Genomic DNA, 18,753 nt, shown 5'->3' with positions numbered 1-18,753 from the left:
ACATGGCCGAGCGTGAGGTCGACCGCTCCATCTCGCAAACCGTGAAGGCGCAGCTCGCGCTGCGCGACCAGATCCTCTCGGGCGCCTTGCGGCCGGGCGAGCGCATATCCGAGCTTCAGGCGGTGGAGACGACAGGCGCCTCGCGCACGCCGGTACGCATGGCGCTGGTGCGGCTGGAGGAGGAGGGGCTGTTGGAGGCGATCCCCTCCGGCGGCTTCATGGTGAAGGCGTTTTCGGAGCGCGACATCTCCGATTCCATCGAGCTGCGCGGCACACTGGAAGGCCTGGCGGCGCGCTTTGCCGCCGAGCGCGGCGTCTCCGCGCGCGAGCTCGAGCCGCTGAAGGAGTGCCTTGCTGCGATCGACGAGCTGCTGGGGCAGGTGCCGATCTCGGTCGATGCTTTCTCGTCCTACGTCGCGCTGAATGCGCGCTTCCACGCCCAGCTCACGGAACTGTCGCGCAGCCCCCCGCTGATCCGGCAGATCGACCGCGCCTCGGCGCTGCCGTTTGCCTCGCCGAGCGGCTTCGTGATGGCGCAATCGGCGCTGCCGGAGGCGCAGCAGATCCTGATCATCGCCCAGGAGCACCATCGCGTCGTGATCGACGCCATCGAGAACCGCGAAGGCGCGCGCGCCGAGGCCGTCATGCGCGAGCATGCCCGGCTCGCGGTGCGAAACCTGCGGCTCGCGCTGCGCAACCGCACCCATCTCGACCTCTTGCCGGCGCTCGCGCTGCTCAAGACCGCAACCGATTGAGGGCAGTCACCATGCGCTTCATCGAGACCTGGACCCCGGCAACGCTCGTCACCACCCGCGATCTCACCCCGAACGTCCGCGAATTCCTGATCAAGCCGGATCAGTTCGAGGCCGCGGCCTATCCGGTCGGCAGCCACATCAATGTCAGCGTCACCATCGACGGCCTGCCGGAGACGCGGTCCTATTCGCTGGTCGGTGAGGTCTCGTCGCACGGCCTCCGAATTGCTGTGCGCCGTGCCGAGGATTCCCGTGGCGGCTCCCGCTACATGTGGTCCTTGCAGCCGGGCGCGCGACTCGACATCACCCAGCCCGCCTCGCTGCTCGCGGTCGATTGGACCCGCGACAATTATTGCCTGATTGCCGGCGGCATCGGCATCACCCCGATCCTCGGCGCCGCGCAGGCGCTGGCGCGGCGCGGGGCGGATGTCACGCTGCATTATGCCGTACGCTCGCGCCGCGAGGCCGCCTATCTCGACGACCTCGCCACGATGCTTGGTGACCGCCTCGTCGTTCATGCCAGCGACAAAGGCAGCCGGCTCGATCTCGACGCGCTGTTCGCCTCATTGCCGCAAGGCACGCTGGCCCTGTTCTGCGGCCCGATGCGCATGCTCGACGCCGCACGCCATGCCTGGATCGGCGCCGGCCATCCGCTCCCCGATCTGCGCTACGAGACCTTCGGCTCCAGCGGCACGCTGCCGACCGAAACGTTCCGGGTGCGCCTGAAGGACTCCGGTGTCGAGCTCGAGATCCCGCGCGAGCGCTCGATGCTCGACGTGCTCAATGCCAGCGGCTTTGAGGTGATATCCGATTGCAAGCGCGGCGAATGCGGCCTCTGCGCCATCGACGTGGTCGACGTCGACGGCGAGATCGACCATCGCGACGTCTTCTTCAGCGACCACGAGAAGAAGAGCAACCACAAGATCTGCACCTGCGTCTCTCGGGCGCGCGGCACGATCACGGTAGATACGTTGCTGCGCGCGGATGCGGTTTGAAGGAGGCCGGAGCGGGACTCTCCTAGGAGCAAGCAGACGGCGCCGCGGGCTCCACCTCTCCCGCTTGCGGGAGAGGTCGCGCCGAAGGCGCGGGTGAGGGTTCTCTCCTCTGGGGGAATCCCTGTAGCCCGGATGGAGCGCAGCGAAATCCGGGGCGGTGTTGCTCCGGCGCACACTCGTCCCGGATTGCGCTCCGCTCCATCCGGGCTACGAAGGACCAATCGGTAGAGCCCTACGCCGCGTGGATCGCCCGATATTTCTTCGTCTCCAGCAGCGCCATCACCCCATCCGCGGCCACCGGCCGGCTGATCAGATAGCCCTGCACCTCGTCGCAACTGATCTGCCTGAGATATTCGAGCTGGTCGGCGGTCTCGACCCCCTCCGCAACGACGCCGATCCGCAAATCGCTCGCAAGCGAGATCACCGATTTCACGATGGCCGCGCAGTCCGGCTGCACCAGCATGTCGCGGATGAAGGACTGGTCGATCTTGATGCGGCTGAACGGCAGCTTGCGGAGGTAGGTCAGCGAGGAGAAGCCGGTGCCGAAATCGTCGAGCGCGAGGGTGACACCGAGCTCCAGCAGCGCGTTCAGGACCGTCGCGGCCGAACCGTATTTCGCCAGCAGCATCGATTCCGTGATCTCGATCTCGAGCCGATGCGGGGCGATCCTGGCGTCGGCGAGCGCCTGCACGATGGTCTGGAGGATGGCGGTGTTGTGGAATTGCGCGGCCGAGAAATTCACGGCGACCCTGATCTCTTCCGGCCAATCCGCAACCGTCGCGCAGGCGCGGCGGATGACCCATTCGCCGATCTCGTGGATCAGCCCGGTCTCCTCCGCGATTGGTATGAATTCACTCGGCGGTACCAGCCCCCGCGAAGGATGCTGCCAGCGCAATAGCGCCTCGAAGCCGGTGATCCGGTTGGTGCCGAGATCGAGGAACGGCTGGAACACCAGAAACAGCTCGTTGCGCGCAATCGCGCCTGCGAGGTCCGCTTGCAGCGCCTTGCGCTCGCGGGACGATTTGTCGTCGGCCTGTTCGAAGAAGCAGACCGTGCCCGGCCCCACCTTCTTGGCGCGGTAGAGCGCGGCATCGGCATTCTTCATGAGGTCGAGCGGCGTGTTGCCGTCGCGTGGCGCCAGCACGATGCCGACGCTGATCGCGCCGACCATCTGGCGGCCCTCGATCTGGAACGGCTCGCTGAACGCCGCGACGAAGCGTTCGGCGATCTCGAGCGCATCCTCGGGCCGTGTCAGATTGGCCATCACCAGCGCGAACTCGTCGCCGCCGATCCGCGCGACGTGCTCGGCGGCGCGCGTGCAGCGTTGCAGGCGGCTGGCGACCTGGACCAGGAATTCGTCGCCGGCGGGATGGCCGAACTGGTCGTTGACCTCCTTGAAGCGGTCGAGATCGAGCAGGAGCACCGCGAATTCCTCGCCCGATAGCGCCAGCCGCTTGAGCGCGGCATCGAGCGTTTCGTTGAAGGCGACGCGGTTGGGCAGGTGGGTCAGGGGATCGAGCCGCACCGTGCGCTCGGCCTCGATCTGCCGGATGACGCGCCGCGCGAACGAGAACGAATTGACGAACACGCCGCGCAAAAGGACGCTGCCGTAGATCACGACGAGAAAGGCGATGAGGAGAAAGGCGAGATCGCCGTTCCGGCCGAGGCAGATGGCGATGCCTAGGAAGATCGGCGCCGTGAAGGCGATCGCCGCGATCGGGATGGTCGCGAAGGCGAGCGCGCCGCCGGCCAGCATGCCCGCGCACAGGCAGGTAATGACGAGCTGGCCGCCGCTGGAAGCGTCGGCGAAGAAGGCGACCGGGACGATGCCCCAGGCCGCGCCGAGGATGAAGGCGTTGCGCACCAGCCGATACATCGCGCGACGCGAGACGAATTGCGGCTTGGTGATGCGGCGCGCGACGTGGGATTGCAGGCCAAATCCGATCGCGGCGCTGGCGACAGCCGCCGCCCAGATCAGGGCGGGCATCCTGTCCGGCGACTGCCACAGCGCGATGGCTAGCACAATGGCGTTGCAGGCATTGGCCAGCATGATCCCGACCGAATAGCCGAGCACCAGCGACATCTGCTCGGCGCGGATATGCCCGGCCACCGCCTCGTCGGTTGCGGGACCGCCAAAGGCCGACAGATCGCCGGCGAACAGCCGTGCGACATAGTTGGTCGTTCGAGTCCGCATTAAGGAGCCTGGCAGCGAGCGTCTTTCGTCGGGCGCGTAACCGAGAATTCGCCGCAAACCTTTGACGAACTATGAATTATCCCCCGTTTGGCGCGCCGGCCGCCACCACTTCTGCGTGTTCATCACGAAGTATCGATAACAAATCGATACAAACGCCCGGCAAGCCGGACATCAAACGGGGCGAGGGCGCGGCCTCAGCTGAGTGATGGCGACCCCCGACATCGCGAGCAGTCCGCCGACGATCAGCTTCGGCGTCAGTCGGTCGCCGAGAAACAGTACGCTCGAAAGCAAGGCGAACACCGGAAGCAGCAGACCGAAGGGCGCGACGCGGACCATCGAGCAACGGGCGATCAGCCAGAACCAGAGGCCAAACCCGACAATTCCTCCCACGAAGATCGTGTAGGCGAGCGCCAGCCAGCCCCGTTCGCCCGCTGTCGCAAGGCTCGCCGCTTGTCCATACTCCAGCAGCAGCGACATCAACATGACCTGCGGCACCGTGAGCAGCGACGACCATCCCATCAGCATCAAGGGGTCAAAGGGGCCGTAGCGTTTCGTCAGCACGTTGGATACCGCGAAGGCGAAAGCTGCTCCGACCACAAGCAGCAGCGGAAGGGGATTCGCGGACTGGCCCGGCTCCGCCGCCAACACGGTCACGCCGACGAATGCAAGCATCACCCCGGCGCAGGTGGCAAGTGACGGTCTCTCCGCCAGCAGCGGCCAGGCCAACAGGACGGTGAAGGGCGTGGCGAGTTGGTATGCGACGGCCGACATGCTTCCAGAGCCGAGCCCAAGGCCAACGTAGAAGAGCCCGAAATTCAGTCCGCCCAGGAAAAGCGAAATGGCTGCGACCGGGCCGAGCTGTCGATGCGTGGGCCTGGCGACGAACGGCACGAGCAGCAGTGCGATGGCCAGAAAGCGCAGTGCGAGGAAGAAGAGCGGCGGAAACTCCGCAACGCCCACCTTGATGGCCACGAACTGATAACCCCAGATCAGGGGAACGGCGATCGCGCAGACGATCTGGATGGCAGACATGGCGCACGTCCCTTTCAAGACTGATCAGTCCAAATATAGGCCCATCATCAGCGGAAGCATTGCGGGGTCCTTACCTGACGAAACGACCGATGAGAACGTCGACGGCGGCCTGCGATGTCGTTCGTACCGGTGCCGTCTTGCCGACCACGCGCAGCCCTTCAACGAAACAGACGAGAACCCGGGCGGCCGTTGCTGGCTCGATGCCGTCGGCCAACCTGCCCGCCGCTTTCGCGCGGGACAGGGCCTCCGTCACCTTGGCCTCCATCGCCTTGAAGAAGCTCGCAACGCGTCGACCGACTTCGGCATCCCCGCCAGCCAGTTCCATGGCCGTGGCCACCAGGAGGCATCCGCGCCGACCATTGCTGCCGCTGGTGCGCTCGACGTAGCCGGCAAGATAGGCCCGCAGGCCGTCGACCGGGTCGTTTCGAGGATCGAATTCGACATCCATCCGCGCCAAGGCATCCGCAATGTAGCGATCGAGCGCGCGCAAGAAGAGCGAATGCTTATCACCGAAAGCGGCGTAGAGACTGCCCCGCGACAGCCTGGTCGCACGAAGGAGATCGGGCAGCGCCGTGGCGTGATAGCCGCGCGACCAGAACACATCCATCGCGCGTTCGACGGCGGCGTTCATGTCGAAACTTCGCGGTCGGCCACGGGGCAACGGCGCTGGGGTGTTTTGCCTCATGCGGATATATAGACCGATCAGTCGATAAATGACAAGCCCCTCGCAATCGCAGCGCACCGTGCTCTGGGGATCATCTGCTTCCCAGTCGGACGTCAACAGCAATTGCTCCGCTGCCGTTTGCTCGTCAGCGGATCGAGACGTCTCATTGATCGCGTGATACGTTCCTGGACCGATCAGGCGACCATGCGCCGCGTCGGCACGGATGCGTTCGAAATCCCGGGGGCCTGTCCATGAGCGAGCCTTCAGCCGACGTGTCGGCAACTGTCGAATACACGATGGACAAGTGGCGGATGGACCGGGTCCCATGGGCGATGTGGGCTTGCGTCGCCGGCCTTGCGGTCGCGCTTAACGCCGAGAGTCGCGGCCAGAATGGAGCCGTTTTGGCCGTCGTCTATGTGGCTCTATTGGGTCTGGCATTCGCAGGCTATGCACTGACGAGCCTGATCGGACGGTCCGGCCTGCCCTTGCTGCTGGAATTGTTGATCGGCGTCCTTGTCCTGATCATCGTCTCCGGCGTGATCGGTGTGATCAGCGTGTTGGTCGGCGGGCCAAGCGGCCGCTCCAGCTATGTCGGCGCCATGCGCAGTCTCTATTGGAGCCATCTCGTGAACCCATCGCTGAATGTTTTCGGCTGGATGATGCTTTACTTGGGATTGGGATGGATCGCGTTTTCAGCTTACCGGCACTTTTACGCGGATCGGGCGGTCGTCTCCATGTCTTCCGCGGGCATCCACTTCCACAGGCCATGGCTCAAAGGTCTCTTCATTCCCTGGCAGGAGGTGCGCGGGGTGGGCCATCTGGTCGTTCCCGGCATCTCGGGGGTGCCGTACGTCAGTCCATACGCTGCGGCCGTCACGGTAGGGCGGGACTTCTATGAGCAGCACATCGCCTCGAAGCGCAGCTTCTTCGCGCCACCCGGGGCAGAGGCCATGTTCCAGCCGAAAGGCGAGATGATGCAGGTGGTGCTGAGCAGCGCCGACATGGCGGTCAAGCCGGAAGATTTTCTCGGTCCTGCCGAGGTGCGATGGAAAGCCTTCGGGGATCGGGCCGGATCGTCATCACAGCCCGCCGGCACGATCGTCTATGGACGGTGGTCCATCAACGGATCTGCATGGCAGGCGGTTCAGTTTCTTGCGCCTCTCGTCGGCCTGGCCGTGGTCGTGCTGTACCGATAGGGCATTCCCGCTCAGCGTCCGAGTTGCTTCGGATCATAGAAGAAGCGCTCCTCGGCGATCTCATTGCCTCGCCAGGTCTGCCACGCAACCTCTTCCAATGTCCGCGTCGCGCCCTCGGCGTGGGTGAACGAGAATTTCCAGCGGCTGGCGACGACGTCGCCATCGATCAGGCTCGGGCCGAGCCGCACGGCCGTGACCTTCTTGAACGCCGCCAGCACGCCGCGCTCCTTGTCCGCGAGCTTGTCGCGCCCGACCACGGGCTCGGCCAGGTTCTCATAGGTCGCGGCGTCCGGAGTGTAGTAATCGAGGATGGCGCCGACGAAGTCGCCATCCTCCAGCCGCTTGGCAAAGGCTTCGACGATCTCTCGGCTCGGCATGGCGACCTCACAATTAAAACCGACTGATAGTCGGTAAATACCGACCGATAGTCGAAAAGTCAACTGGCCGGCTGTACCGAATTCAACTAGACGAGACTCATGGCCAAACAGGCGGAGCGGCGGGCGGCAACATCGGAAGCGATCCTGGCGGCGGCGCGGCGCCTGTTCGGGACGCACGGCTTTGCCGCCACCACCATGGACGACATTGCCGAAGGCGCTTCGGTCGCCAAGGGCGCGGTCTATCATCACTTCAAGACCAAGGAGGCGGTGTTCGCAGCCGTGTTCGACCAGGTCTCGCGCGACCTCGTTGCCGAGATCGACCGCACGGCGCGCACTGAAAAGGACGTGCTCGCCGCCATGGTCGCCGGCACCCAGCACTATTTTGCGGCCACCGCGAAAGGTCCGACCGGCCAGGTCATTTTGCGTGACGGCCCGGCCGTGCTCGGCTGGGAGCGCTGGCGCGAGATAGACGCACAACATTTTGGCGGCAAGCTGCCGCGTGCGCTCTCCGCAGCGATGGAGGCTGGCCTGATCGCGCGCCAGCCGGTCGAGCCGCTGGCCCGGCTGCTGCTCGGCGCGGTGACCGAGGCCGCGGTCGCCTGCGCCGGACGCGTCGATGTCGCAAAGGCCGGCGCGGAATATGCCCGTGCGTTCAAGTCGCTGGTCGAGGCGCTGCGCGTCAGGGCTTGATTGTGCTACTCACGAGCTCGAAACGCCCACGCCAACAAGAAGAACAGTAGCGCATGAACGCAACTTCCTCCCTCGCACCCACCGATCCCGAATTCGACTACATCATCGTCGGCGCCGGCTCCGCCGGCTGCGTGCTCGCCAACAGGCTCTCGGCGAACGGCATGCACAGCGTGCTGCTGCTCGAGGCCGGCCCGAAGGATTCCAACATCTGGATCCACGTCCCGCTCGGCTACGGCAAGCTGTTCAAGGAGAAGAGCGTCAACTGGATGTACCAGACCGAACCGGAGCCCGAGCTGAAGGGCCGCCAGGTGTTCCAGCCGCGCGGAAAAACGCTGGGCGGATCGAGCTCGATCAACGGCCTGCTCTATGTCCGCGGCCAGCACGAGGACTACGACCGCTGGCGCCAGCTCGGCAACACCGGCTGGGGCTATGACGACGTGCTGCCCTATTTCAAGAAGGCCGAGAATCAGTCGCGCGGCGCCGATCAGTATCACGGCACGGGCGGGCCGCTCCCGGTGTCCAACATGATTGTGACCGATCCGTTGTCGAAGGCCTTCATCGACGCCGCCGTCGAGAGCGGTCTGCCCTACAATCCTGATTTCAACGGCGCGACGCAGGAAGGCGTCGGCCTGTTTCAGACCACGACGCGCAACGGCCGGCGCGCCTCGACGTCGGTCGCCTATCTCGGGCCTGCCAAGTCCCGCAGTAATCTCAAGATCGAGACCTCTGCGCACGCCCAACGCATCCTGTTCGAGGGGCGCCGCGCCGTCGGCGTCGAATACCGGCAGGGCGCAGCTTTGCGCCGCGCGCGTGCACGGCGGGAAGTCGTCGTGTCGAGCGGCGCCTACAACTCGCCGCAGCTGCTTCAGCTCTCAGGCGTCGGGCCCGGCGATCTCCTGCGCAAGCATGGCATCGAGGTGGTGCTCGATGCTGCCGGCGTGGGCCATGATCTGCAGGATCACATGCAGGTCCGCATCGTCATGCGCTGCTCGCAGAAGATCACGCTCAACGACACCATCAATCATCCGCTTCGCCGCACCATGGCCGGCGCACGCTATGCGCTGTTTCGCAAGGGCTGGTTGACGATCGCTGCCGGCACGGCGGGCGCCTTCTTCAAGACCAGTCCGCGTCTCGCCTCGCCCGACATCCAGGTGCACTTCCTGCCGTTCTCGACCGACAAGATGGGCGAGAAGCTGCACGCCTTCTCCGGATTCACCGCCTCGGTGTGCCAGCTCCGGCCCGAGAGCCGCGGCACCCTGCGCATCAAGAGCGCAGACCCGACCGTGCCGCCGGAGATCCGGATCAATTACATGTCCACCGAGACCGACCGCACCACCAATGTCGAGGGCATCAAGATCCTGCGCAAGATACTGAACGCGCCGGCGCTGAAGCCTTTCGTGGTCAGTGAGTACGACCCCGGCGAAAAGGTATCCACGGACGCCGAGATCTTGGATTATTGCCGCGAGCGCGGCAGCACCATCTACCATCCGACCTCGACCTGTCGTATGGGCAACGACGCGCTCGCGGTGGTCGACCAGCGGCTGAAGGTGAGGGGGCTCGAAGCCTTGCGTGTCGTCGATGGCTCGGTCATGCCCGATCTGGTGTCGGGGAACACCAATGCGCCGATCATCATGATCGCCGAAAAGGCCTCCGACATGATATTGGAGGATGCGCATTAAATTCGCGCTTTGAAAGGATTTGGACTTGGCTACGCGACTGAAGATCGGCACACGCAAGAGCGCCATGGCGCTGGCACAGACGGAAGAGATTGCGCGCCGCCTGACCGCCGCCGTGCCCGGTCTCGACGTCGAGATCGTCAAGTTCGATACCACGGGCGACCTCGACCAGACCAGCAAGCTGCTGCCACATGGCGGCAAAGGCGGCGCCTTCGTGGCGCAGATCCGCGCCGCGGTGCTGTCGGGTGAGCTCCAGGCGGCGATGCATTCGTTGAAGGACATGCCGGGCAACGAGGACACGCCCGGCCTCGTCATCGGCGCCACGCTGTCGCGCGATCCGCCTGGTGATGCGCTGGTGCTGCGCGAGGGTGTGACGCTGGAGGCGCTACGGCAGTCCCGCGGCAAGGGTTTCAAGATCGGCACCAACGCGGTGCGCCGCGCAGCCTATGCGCGGCGGCTGTTCCCCGATGTCGAGGTGATCCACTTCCGTGGCGCCGCCGACACGCGTGTGCGCAAGCTCGACAACGGCGAGAAGCAGCGCCTGCCGGATGGCGGCGCTGTAGGGCCCGCGGATGCGCTGATCATGGCGCGCTCGGGCCTTGACCGCGTCGGCCTGTCCCATCGCATCGCCTACGAATTCACAGCAGTGGAGATGTTGCCGGCGGCAGGGCAGGGCATCGTCGCGGTCGAATGCGCCGCGCAGGATTGGCAGACGCGACAGATCCTGTCGTCGATCGACAACGCCGCTGCGCACGCCTCCGCCGACGCCGAGCGCGAGGTGCTGTGGGTGCTCAACGGCCACTGCAATTCACCGGTGGCGGGCTTCTCGACCATCACGGGCGATCAGATGTCGCTCACCGCCTCGGTGCTCGATCTCTCCGGCAACACCATCATCGAGGCCTCGCATACCGGGCCCGCCAACCGTCCGCGCGAGCTCGGCCGCGCGGTGGGATTGGACCTGCTGGCGAAGGGTGCGGGGGAGATCATCGAGCGCAGCCGGCCTAGGTAAGCCCTGCCGAAATCACGATTTCGATGATGTCATTCTGCGCCTGTTTTGCCCGACAAGTCAAAACGCACAGGCGAGTCATGCCAGTCCAAGCTTTTCAATGACTTGGCTACTGTGCATGGGGTTGTTTTCGCACTCTTGTTTTGCGGCGCCCAAAAGGGCGAAACAAATCACCCCCGCACGCGCCGGATCATCTGCTCGACATGGGCGATCGGCGTCTCCGGCTGGATGCCGTGGCCGAGGTTGAAGATCAGCCGCCCGGCAGCAAAATTGGCCAGCACGTCATCGACGGCGCGGTCGAGCGCGGCGCCGCCCGTGATCAGCACCAGCGGATCGAGATTGCCCTGCACCGCGACCCTGCTCTGCACCCGCTCGCGAATGAAGTCAGGCTCCGCGGTCCAGTCGATGCTGACGGCGTTGACGCCGGTGGCTTCGACGTAACCGGGGAGCTGCGCGCCGGCCCCGCGCGGGAAGCCGATGATCTTCGCGTCCGGCACCTTGGCCCTGACGCCCTCCACGATACGCCGCGTCGGTTCGACCGACCAGCGCGCGAACTCGGCGGGCGGCAGCACGCCGGCCCAGGTGTCGAAGATCTGCAACGCGTCGGCCCCGGCGTCGAGCTGTGCCAGCAGATATTGAATAGAGTTGTCGACCAGGACGTCGATGATCTGCGAAAAAGCTTCCGGATGCCGGTACGCCATCATCCGGGCCGGCGCCTGGTCCGGCGTGCCGTGGCCCGCGACCATGTAAGTCGCCACCGTCCACGGTGCGCCGCAGAAGCCGATCAGCGCGACCTTGGGATCGAGCGCGCCGCGCACGATCTTCAGCGCCTCGAACACCGGCTCGAGCTTGCCGAAATCTGCGCGCGTCGCCAGCGTCGCCACCTTGGCCGGATCGTCCAGCGGCTCGAGCCGCGGGCCCTCGCCGGCCTCGAACCGCACCGAACGTCCAAGCGCATAGGGGATCACCAGGATGTCGGAGAAGATGATCGCCGCATCGAAACCGAACCTCCGGATCGGCTGCAGCGTCACCTCGGCGGAAAGCTCCGGGTTGAAGCAGAGATCGAGGAAGCCGCCCGCCTTGGCGCGCACCTCGCGATATTCCGGCAGGTAGCGCCCGGCCTGGCGCATCATCCACATGGGCGGGATGGCTTGGCGCTGGCCAGAGAGGACGTCGATGAAGGGTTTCGTCGAAGGCTGGGGCACGAATGGTCCTGAAAAAGGTTGTGCCTCCTGATACACCGCTGCGGCCCTCAGCGGAACAGTGGAACCAGCGCAATCGGGCCGCGTTGACCAGCCAATGGAGGAGATCATGGCTGAGACATTCAACCCCGCGCCGCACGATAAGCACGCCGAAGACCTGCGCGAGGCGCTCGCTGCCGATCGGCAGTCCAAGCTCGACGACGGGCTGAGGGACACGTTCCCAGCGTCCGATCCCGTGAGCGCGGCGCAGCCGACGCCCTCGAAGGCCGACGCCGATGCCGAGCATCCTTCGCTCTGGGCCAAGGTCAAGGCCATCTTCAGCTAGCGGCGGCGGGCGCCGGATTCCGATCGGCCCGCTAATGTCTTGTTAGCGATGCGCCGATCGCCGCGTCCGTAAGACTACTGGAAAGGGCGGAAACCGCCGCGTAGTCCGGTAGCGATTTCAGAATTAAATAACACAAGCGGCAGAGGTTTCCGAGCGATCGGAGGACCCTGCCGCATGAGTGCTACCCAACGAGCCGGATGGAGCCGCCTGCCGCTGCGCGCGGCGGCTTTCGTCGCGCTGACCTGCGCGACCATCCTCGGCGTCAGCGGTTGGCGTGAATGGACGGCTCGCGATGCGGTGCTTAAGGACGCCGAGATGGAGATGGCGAACGTTGCCCGTTCGCTGACCCAGCATGCCGAAGACAGCCTCGATCTCCTGGATTCCGGTGTCGTCGGCGTGGTCAGCCGGTTGGAGATGGATGGCACCGCCCCGGTCACGATCGCGAAGCTGCGCACCTTGCTGGATGTGCGCAACAAGGCGATCGCGCGCATTCACAGCCTCGCCATCATCGATGATCGGGGCAACTGGCTGACCTCACCCGGTACGATTGGCACGACCTTCAGCGACGATGCCTTCTTCCGATATCACCAGCTCTCGCCGAAGCGCGAGGCCCATGTCGGCCGTCCGGTGAAGAGCCTGCTGGACGGCGAATGGGTCGTCACCCTGTCACGCCGCTTCAGCAAGCAGGACGGCAGCTTCGGCGGCGTGGTGCTCGCGACCATCAGCTCGAACTATCTGTCGCATTTCTACAAGCAGTTCGAAATCGGCCGCAACAGCTCCGTGTCACTGGCGCATGGCGACGGACTGATCGTCGCGCGCAATCCCAGCAACGAGACGTTCGTCGGGCGTAGTGTCGCCGACAAGCCGTTGTTCCGCGAGCCGAGCCTGCAACGGCCGAGCGGCGCTTATCATTTCACCTCGCCGCTGGACGGTGCCGAACGCGTCAGCTTCTTCAATCGCAGCAGTCGATTCCCGCTCCTCCTGCTCGCCACCGTCGACAAGGACGAGCTGCTCGCGCCGTGGCGCGCGGCGGCGATCTCCCGCATGCTCTACGTGCTCGCGCTGGTGATGCTGATCGCAGTCATCGGCGGCGTCCTGGTGCGGCAGTTGCAGCGCGGCCAGCGCATGGCCGTCGCGCTGACCGAGACGGAGGCGCATTTCCGCCTGCTCGCCGAAGGCTCCAGCGACATGGTGACGCGGATCGGCCTCGATGAGCGGCTGCGTTATGTCTCGCCCTCGTCAGTCCGTGTCGTCGGCTGGCGTCCAAATCAGTTGATCGGCACGCCTGCCCTCGCGGGTATCAATCCGGAAGACCTGCCGGAGGTCCAGGCGATCGTCGACGCGATGAAGCGCGGTGAGAAGGAGGAGGCGCGTCTCACCTACCGCAACTCGCATCGGCAGAACGGCGAAATCTGGCTCGAATCGACCATGCGGGTGACACGCAAGGACGATGGCCGCGTCGACGGTGTGGTTGCGATCTCCCGCGACATCACCGAGCACAAGAGGCTGGAAACCAGGCTCGAGACGCTGGCGATCGAGGACAGTCTCACCGGCCTCGCCAATCGCCGTCGTTTCGACGAACGCCTGAAGGAGGAATGGGCGCGCGCCTATCGCGACCGCTCCAGCCTTGCTCTGCTGATGATCGACGTCGACCACTTCAAGGCCTACAACGATGAATACGGCCATCCCGCGGGCGATGCCTGCCTGCGCCTGATCGCCAAGATCATCGCGGCCGAAGCGCAGCGCGCCGGCGATCTGGCGGCGCGTTACGGCGGTGAGGAATTCGCCATGCTGATGCCGAACATCGATGCCGCCGGCTGCGCCCGCGTCGGCGAACGGATCCGCATCGCCATTCACGAGGCCGGCCTCGCCCATAGCAGCAATCAGGCGGCTGGATGCGTCACTGCCTCGCTTGGCGGCGCAGCCTGCCGACCGGCGTTCGAACGAACCGCGGGGGTCGCTGCGCTGGTCGAAGCTGCCGACCGGGCGCTCTATGCCGCCAAGGCCGCAGGCCGCAACCGCCTGGTAATGTCCGGCGAGGTCATGGACCTGCTGCCCAAGGCGTCCGGCCAGTAACACCGTTCAATAATGCGGTGGAGGCTCGTTGGCAGGCCCTGGCGCATTTGCCTCGGCGTCCTGCAGCCGAGCATTGAGCTCGGTGATCTGCCGCGTCAGCCTGTCGATCTGCTTCCACTGCGCGGTGATGGTCTGGTTCAACGTCTCGATCGTATCGTCCTGATAGGCGAGGCGCGTTTCCAGCGTGTCGATGCGCTCGCTCAGCGTCTTGATCTCATTCGTCACGCGTTACGTCCTTGTTTTTCTCGCGCAAGCCGTGGCCGAGCGCCACGCGCTCGTCGAACACGAAGCATTCGCCGCGCCAGCGGCTCTCCGCCTCCGGCACCTCTTCCAGATATCTCAGGATGCCGCCCTTGAGGTGATAGACCTCGGCAAAGCCGCGTGCGAGCAGATGCGCGCTCGCCTTCTCGCAGCGGATGCCGCCGGTGCAGAACATCGCGATCCTGCGGTGCCGTGCCGGATCGAGCTGCTCGGCGGCAAAGTCCTTGAACTGGCCGAAGCTCTTGATGCCGGGATCGAGCGCGCCCTCGAACGTGCCCATCGCGACCTCGAAGGCGTTGCGGGTGTCGAGCACGAGGGTATCGGGTGCTGCGATCAGCGCGTTCCATTCGCGCGCATCGACATAGGTGCCGACCTGGCGCGTCGGATCGGCGGCCGCATCGCCCAGCGTGACGATTTCCTTCTTCAGCCGCACCTTCAGCCGTCCGAACGGCATCGCCTCCGCAGCGGAGAATTTCAATTCGAGATTATCGAGCCTGCCGGCGAACATGTCGCCGCGTGCGAGCTCGTGAGCGAAGGCGTCGATCGCCTCCCGTGCACCGGCGACCGTGCCGTTGATGCCCTCCTGCGCCAGCAACACGCTGCCCTTCAGCCCAAGGCCGGCGCAGCAGGCGCGCAGCGGCTCGCGCAGCTCGCGGTAATCCGGGAGGGCGACGAATTGATAGAAGGCGCAGACCTTGTAAGGCGTATTGCTCGACGTCATGGCCGCTCGTTTAGCAGGCGGCTCGCGCCCGGAAAACCCGCATAGCAAGAGCCTGCAAAGGTCCATACGCCCAGCGGATAGCAGCCATTTTCCTGGTATGCCAGCATTGCCCCGCGGGGCGGGAATGTGCCATGTAGACGCGGTTTTCGAGATGGCGCGCCAACCGCGCCGACGGCCAAGAGAGCAAGACATTCGATGAGAAACTTCCATTTCCCCGGCAGGTCCACGGTCCACGCCACCAATGCGATGGTGGCGACCTCGCATCCGCAGGCCTCGCTCGCCGCGATCGAGGTGCTGCGCGAGGGCGGCACCGCGGTGGACGCGGCGGTTGCCGGCTTCCGCCCTGCTCGGCGTGATCGAGCCGCAATCGACCGGCATCGGCGGTGATTGCTTTGCGCTGATCCAGCCGCGCGGCGAGGGCAAGATCGTCGCCTATAACGGCTCCGGCCGTGCGCCGAAGGCGGCGAATGCCGACTGGTACCTCGAACGCAAGATCAATTCCGTGCCGCTGACCTCGGCGCATGCGGTCTCGATCCCTGGCGTGATCGATGCCTTCGCGACTGTCTTGCGCGATCACGGCAGGTTCGGTTTCGACCGGCTGCTCCAGCCCGCGATCAAGGCGGCCGAGGAGGGCTACGTCGTCGCGCCTCGCATTGCCTTCGATTGGAAGAACCAGTTCGAGAAGCTGAAGAACGGTACCAACACCGTGCGCTATTTGTTGCCGGGCGGCCAGCCGCCGGTCGCCGGCGACGTCATTCGCCAGGTCGAGCTCGGCAAGACGCTGCGCGCGATCGCCAGGGACGGCCGCGACGCCTTCTACAAGGGCGAGATCGCGGAGGACATGGTCGAGACCCTGAGGGGTATCGGCGGCCTGCACACGCTCGACGATTTCGCCGCGCACACGACCGAAGTGACCACGCCGATCGGCACCATGTACAAGGGCTATGACGTCTGGCAGTGCCCGCCGAACGGCCCGGGCGTCACCGCGCTGTTGATGCTCAACATCCTGTCGCGGTTCGATCTGACCAAGTACGCGCCCGTGAGCGTCGAGCGCTTTCATCTCGAGGCGGAAGCGGCACGCATCGCCTACATGAACCGCGAGATGCATGTCGCCTCTCCCGAGCACATGAAGATCAACGTCGCCGAGATGCTCGAGAAGGGCTTTGCCGACGAGTACATCAGCAAGATCCGCCTGGACGGCATGCTCGACCTGCCGAACGTCGCGCCGCCCATGAATCCCTCGACCATCTACATCACGGTCGTGGACAAGGACCGAAACGTCTGCTCGTTCATCAATTCGGTTGCGCATTCCTTCGGCTCGGCGATTGTCTCGAACAAGACCGGTGTCCTGTTCCAGAACCGCGCCGGCGGCTTCCGCATCCAGCCGGGCCATCCCAATTGCATCGAAGGCGGCAAGCGCCCGCTGCACACGATCATGCCGGGCCTGCTCACCAAGGGCGGCCGTTCCACGATGTCGTTCGCGGTCATGGGCGGCCAGTACCAGCCGACGGGCCAGACTCATCTCCTGACCAACATCCTCGACTACGGCTGCGACGTGCAGGAAGCGATCGACATGCCGCGCGGTCTGCACTACGAGGGCCAGTATCAGCTCGAGGACAGCGTGCCGGCGGCCGTCGTCGAGGGCCTGAAGAAGCTCGGGCACAAGACCACCAGCGTGGTCGGCCCGCTCGGCGGTGCCCAGGCGATCTGGATCGATTGGGACAAGGGCACGCTCACCGGCGGCTCCGATCCGCGCAAGGACGGCTGCGCGCTGGGTTATTGATCGCCGGCGCAGTTCCCCACGCGAGATCAGGAAAAGTTGACGAAGGGCGGCGCGGCATTTGCAGCGCCGCCCTTCTTCATCCGGAACTGCGCCCATTGCTCCAGGTTAAGGGGCGATGAGCGGTGCAGGCGTGCGCTGCTTTACAGATCAGCGGCGGAGGCCTGCCATGCCCGACAAACCAGGTTCCAGATCATCCGGATTCGACCGGCGCGCCTTCATGACCGGCGCGGCGGGCAGCGCGCTGATCCCGATCACGGCGCGCGCGGCGTCGGAGGACGCGCGGGCGTCAGCGGCGCAGGATCCGTCGCTTCCGGTCGAGGTCACGCTGAACGTCAACGGCAAGGACAAGCGCCTGAGCATCGATGCGCGCACCACGGTGCTCGATGCCTTACGCGAACATCTCAAGCTCACCGGCAGCAAGAAGGGCTGCGACCACGGCCAGTGCGGCGCCTGCACGGTGCTGATCGACGGTCGCCGCGTGGTGTCTTGCCTGACGCTGGCACTCGCCGCCGAGGGGCAGGAGATCACGACCATCGAGGGCCTCGCCACCGACGACCGCCTGCATCCGATGCAGCAGGCCTTCATCGACAACGATGCGTTCCAGTGCGGCTATTGCACGCCCGGTCAGATCATGTCGGCGATCGCGTGTGTGAAGGAGGGCCATGCCGGCAGCGAGGCCGACATCCGCGAATACATGAGCGGCAACATCTGCCGTTGTGCTGCCTATCCCAATATCGTCGCTGCCGTGAAGCAGGCCGCGCCCGAGATCATGAAAGGTTAGGCGCATGCGACCGTTTTCGTATCAGAGAGCATCAGACCCGGATATGGCCGTGCAGGCGCTCGGCGCCGCCGCGGCCGCCAACGATCCGCTGACGAAGGCGGCGGCGCAGCCGCTTGCCGGCGGCACCACCCTAATCGATCTGATGAAGCTCGACGTGATGCGGCCCACCGCGATCGTCGATATCAGTCCGCTGGCCCATGCCTGGTCGGCGATCGCGCCAGGCGGCGACGGCTTGCGCCTCGGCGCGCTTGCCAAGATGTCCGACGTCGCCGCGCACGCGGAGATCCAGCGCAACTATCCCGTGATCGCGGATTCGCTGAAGCTCGCCGCCAGCGCCCAGCTGCGCAACATGGCAACGCTCGGCGGCAACGTGATGCAGCGGACGCGCTGCAACTACTTCCGCGATGTCTCCTATGAGAACTGCAACAAGCGCAACCCAGGCTCCGGCTGTGCCGCGATGGACGGCGTTAATCGCATTCATGCGGTGCTCGGGACCTCCGATCAGTGCATCGCGACGTATCCTGGCGATTTCGCGCAGGCGCTGATCGCGCTCGATGCCATGGTCGAGATCACCGGCAAGGCCGGTACGCGCAGCATGCCGTTCGCGCAGCTTCACAAGGCACCAGGCAGCACGCCCGACATCGAGACTGCGCTTCAGCCCGGCGAGCTGATCTCGTCGTTCTCGATTTCCGGCCGCTGGCCACGCTCGGTGTATTTGAAGGCCCGCGACCGGCAATCCTACGAATTCGCGCTGTCGTCAGCCGCGATCGCGCTCGACGTTCAGGACGGCGCGATCCGGGACGCCCGCGTCGCGCTTGGCGGCGTCGCCACCGTGCCGTGGCGGGCGCGTGAGGCCGAGGCGATGTTGAAGGGACAGAGGTTCGACGAAGCTCTGGCACAGCGCGTCGCCGATGCAGCTTTCGCAGACGCCCGCGGGCGCCGGTACAACAGCTTCAAGATCGCGCTCGGCAAGCGGGTCGTGGCACGCGCGCTCCAGCAGGCCGTAACGATGGAGATCTGAC

17 protein-coding genes and 1 pseudogene are annotated in these 18,753 nt (G+C 65.3%); 11 read left to right on the top strand and 7 right to left on the bottom strand.

All coding sequences use genetic code 11. The features are described from left to right. The first annotated feature begins 2 nt into the window (after positions 1 to 2). On the top strand, positions 3 to 755 hold the full coding sequence (locus ABIA45_RS20930) for a GntR family transcriptional regulator (protein ID WP_271538464.1): 753 nt from the start codon (positions 3 to 5) through the stop codon (positions 753 to 755). A gap of 11 nt (positions 756 to 766) precedes the next feature. Beyond that, entirely contained in the window at positions 767 to 1,747 is a 981-nt protein-coding gene (locus tag ABIA45_RS20925; RefSeq protein ID WP_271538462.1) for a PDR/VanB family oxidoreductase, read from the top strand. 232 nt (positions 1,748 to 1,979) lie between these two features. Here the strand turns inward: ABIA45_RS20925 and ABIA45_RS20920 are convergent, their stop codons facing one another. The 3 genes from ABIA45_RS20920 to ABIA45_RS20910 all read right to left on the bottom strand — a co-directional run bounded on the left by ABIA45_RS20920 (position 1,980) and on the right by ABIA45_RS20910 (position 5,604). Next, positions 1,980 to 3,941, bottom strand: coding sequence for a bifunctional diguanylate cyclase/phosphodiesterase (locus ABIA45_RS20920; protein ID WP_271538460.1), 1,962 nt, complete (start codon positions 3,939 to 3,941; stop codon positions 1,980 to 1,982). A gap of 171 nt (positions 3,942 to 4,112) precedes the next feature. Beyond that, positions 4,113 to 4,973 (bottom strand): DMT family transporter, encoded by an 861-nt coding sequence (locus tag ABIA45_RS20915; protein WP_271538458.1) that lies wholly within the window; start codon positions 4,971 to 4,973, stop codon positions 4,113 to 4,115. Positions 4,974 to 5,043: 70 nt separating this feature from the next. Next, positions 5,044 to 5,604 carry a TetR/AcrR family transcriptional regulator gene (locus tag ABIA45_RS20910; protein WP_271538456.1) on the bottom strand — a complete coding sequence of 187 codons (561 nt, stop codon included), beginning with the start codon at positions 5,602 to 5,604 and terminating at the stop codon, positions 5,044 to 5,046. A 284-nt stretch (positions 5,605 to 5,888) separates the two neighbouring features. On the opposite strand from ABIA45_RS20910, the gene ABIA45_RS20905 reads away from it, so the two are divergent. Further along, positions 5,889 to 6,833, top strand: coding sequence for a hypothetical protein (locus ABIA45_RS20905; protein ID WP_271538454.1), 945 nt, complete (start codon positions 5,889 to 5,891; stop codon positions 6,831 to 6,833). Between the two features lie 11 nt (positions 6,834 to 6,844). Here ABIA45_RS20905 and ABIA45_RS20900 read toward each other — a convergent pair whose 3' ends face one another. Continuing rightward, positions 6,845 to 7,210, bottom strand: a complete 366-nt coding sequence (locus ABIA45_RS20900; RefSeq protein ID WP_271538452.1) for a nuclear transport factor 2 family protein — start codon at positions 7,208 to 7,210, stop codon at positions 6,845 to 6,847. Positions 7,211 to 7,309: 99 nt separating this feature from the next. Between ABIA45_RS20900 and ABIA45_RS20895 the strand changes: the two genes are divergently transcribed. The 3 genes from ABIA45_RS20895 to hemC are packed head-to-tail and all read left to right on the top strand — an operon-like array spanning position 7,310 to position 10,585. Further along, positions 7,310 to 7,900, top strand: coding sequence for a TetR/AcrR family transcriptional regulator (locus ABIA45_RS20895; protein WP_271538450.1), 591 nt, complete (start codon positions 7,310 to 7,312; stop codon positions 7,898 to 7,900). Positions 7,901 to 7,953: 53 nt separating this feature from the next. Further along, positions 7,954 to 9,579 carry a GMC family oxidoreductase gene (locus ABIA45_RS20890; protein WP_404653440.1) on the top strand — a complete coding sequence of 542 codons (1,626 nt, stop codon included), beginning with the start codon at positions 7,954 to 7,956 and terminating at the stop codon, positions 9,577 to 9,579. A gap of 25 nt (positions 9,580 to 9,604) precedes the next feature. After that, on the top strand, positions 9,605 to 10,585 hold the full coding sequence (gene hemC / locus ABIA45_RS20885; RefSeq protein WP_404653439.1) for a hydroxymethylbilane synthase: 981 nt from the start codon (positions 9,605 to 9,607) through the stop codon (positions 10,583 to 10,585). A 167-nt stretch (positions 10,586 to 10,752) separates the two neighbouring features. Here hemC and hemE read toward each other — a convergent pair whose 3' ends face one another. Then, positions 10,753 to 11,787: a uroporphyrinogen decarboxylase gene (gene hemE, locus ABIA45_RS20880; RefSeq protein WP_404653438.1), complete on the bottom strand. Its 1,035-nt coding sequence runs from the start codon at positions 11,785 to 11,787 to the stop codon at positions 10,753 to 10,755. Positions 11,788 to 11,893: 106 nt separating this feature from the next. On the opposite strand from hemE, the gene ABIA45_RS20875 reads away from it, so the two are divergent. Beyond that, the gene (locus ABIA45_RS20875; protein ID WP_036035323.1) at positions 11,894 to 12,109 is read left to right on the top strand and encodes a hypothetical protein; all 216 of its coding nucleotides are present in this window, start codon (positions 11,894 to 11,896) and stop codon (positions 12,107 to 12,109) included. Positions 12,110 to 12,283: 174 nt separating this feature from the next. Next, positions 12,284 to 14,185, top strand: coding sequence for a diguanylate cyclase (locus ABIA45_RS20870; RefSeq protein WP_404653437.1), 1,902 nt, complete (start codon positions 12,284 to 12,286; stop codon positions 14,183 to 14,185). Positions 14,186 to 14,191: 6 nt separating this feature from the next. On the opposite strand, the gene ABIA45_RS20865 is transcribed toward ABIA45_RS20870, so the two are convergent. Both ABIA45_RS20865 and ABIA45_RS20860 read right to left on the bottom strand, forming a co-directional pair. Further along, on the bottom strand, positions 14,192 to 14,410 hold the full coding sequence (locus ABIA45_RS20865) for a SlyX family protein (protein ID WP_036024763.1): 219 nt from the start codon (positions 14,408 to 14,410) through the stop codon (positions 14,192 to 14,194). Then, entirely contained in the window at positions 14,400 to 15,167 is a 768-nt protein-coding gene (locus ABIA45_RS20860; RefSeq protein WP_404543453.1) for a rhodanese-related sulfurtransferase, read from the bottom strand. Before ABIA45_RS20860 ends, ABIA45_RS20865 begins: the two co-directional genes overlap by 11 nt. 195 nt (positions 15,168 to 15,362) lie before the next feature. On the opposite strand from ABIA45_RS20860, the pseudogene ggt reads away from it, so the two are divergent. The 3 genes and pseudogenes from ggt (at position 15,363) to ABIA45_RS20845 (ending at position 18,752) form a co-directional block, all read left to right on the top strand. Then, positions 15,363 to 16,950, top strand: a pseudogene (ggt, locus tag ABIA45_RS20855) (gamma-glutamyltransferase). Positions 16,951 to 17,116: 166 nt separating this feature from the next. Beyond that, positions 17,117 to 17,731 (top strand): (2Fe-2S)-binding protein, encoded by a 615-nt coding sequence (locus ABIA45_RS20850; RefSeq protein WP_275497511.1) that lies wholly within the window; start codon positions 17,117 to 17,119, stop codon positions 17,729 to 17,731. A 4-nt stretch (positions 17,732 to 17,735) separates the two neighbouring features. After that, complete coding sequence (locus ABIA45_RS20845) at positions 17,736 to 18,752, top strand: FAD binding domain-containing protein (protein ID WP_404653434.1); 1,017 nt, start codon at positions 17,736 to 17,738, stop codon at positions 18,750 to 18,752. The last annotated feature ends 1 nt before the right edge of the window (position 18,753 follow it).

The organism is Bradyrhizobium sp. USDA 336, assembly GCF_044908355.1.
Taxonomy (GTDB): Bacteria; Pseudomonadota; Alphaproteobacteria; order Rhizobiales; family Xanthobacteraceae; genus Bradyrhizobium; species Bradyrhizobium yuanmingense.
The sequence above is the reverse complement of the archived record's forward strand: the minus strand, read 5'-3'. Positions and strand labels throughout refer to the sequence as shown.

Excerpts from the sequence above, each read along its gene's own strand:
- ABIA45_RS20845 (WP_404653434.1), top strand. The coding sequence starts at position 17,736 with ATGCGACCGTTTTCGTATCAGAGAGCATCAGACCCGGATATGGCCGTG.
- ABIA45_RS20930 (WP_271538464.1), top strand. The coding sequence starts at position 3 with ATGGCCGAGCGTGAGGTCGACCGCTCCATCTCGCAAACCGTGAAGGCG.
- ABIA45_RS20890 (WP_404653440.1), top strand. The coding sequence starts at position 7,954 with ATGAACGCAACTTCCTCCCTCGCACCCACCGATCCCGAATTCGACTAC.
- ABIA45_RS20920 (WP_271538460.1), bottom strand. The coding sequence starts at position 3,941 with ATGCGGACTCGAACGACCAACTATGTCGCACGGCTGTTCGCCGGCGAT.
- ABIA45_RS20870 (WP_404653437.1), top strand. The coding sequence starts at position 12,284 with ATGAGTGCTACCCAACGAGCCGGATGGAGCCGCCTGCCGCTGCGCGCG.
- ABIA45_RS20910 (WP_271538456.1), bottom strand. The coding sequence starts at position 5,604 with ATGAACGCCGCCGTCGAACGCGCGATGGATGTGTTCTGGTCGCGCGGC.
- ABIA45_RS20905 (WP_271538454.1), top strand. The coding sequence starts at position 5,889 with ATGAGCGAGCCTTCAGCCGACGTGTCGGCAACTGTCGAATACACGATG.
- ABIA45_RS20925 (WP_271538462.1), top strand. The coding sequence starts at position 767 with ATGCGCTTCATCGAGACCTGGACCCCGGCAACGCTCGTCACCACCCGC.
- ABIA45_RS20900 (WP_271538452.1), bottom strand. The coding sequence starts at position 7,210 with ATGCCGAGCCGAGAGATCGTCGAAGCCTTTGCCAAGCGGCTGGAGGAT.
- ABIA45_RS20860 (WP_404543453.1), bottom strand. The coding sequence starts at position 15,167 with ATGACGTCGAGCAATACGCCTTACAAGGTCTGCGCCTTCTATCAATTC.
- ABIA45_RS20875 (WP_036035323.1), top strand. The coding sequence starts at position 11,894 with ATGGCTGAGACATTCAACCCCGCGCCGCACGATAAGCACGCCGAAGAC.
- ABIA45_RS20915 (WP_271538458.1), bottom strand. The coding sequence starts at position 4,973 with ATGTCTGCCATCCAGATCGTCTGCGCGATCGCCGTTCCCCTGATCTGG.
- ABIA45_RS20850 (WP_275497511.1), top strand. The coding sequence starts at position 17,117 with ATGCCCGACAAACCAGGTTCCAGATCATCCGGATTCGACCGGCGCGCC.
- ABIA45_RS20895 (WP_271538450.1), top strand. The coding sequence starts at position 7,310 with ATGGCCAAACAGGCGGAGCGGCGGGCGGCAACATCGGAAGCGATCCTG.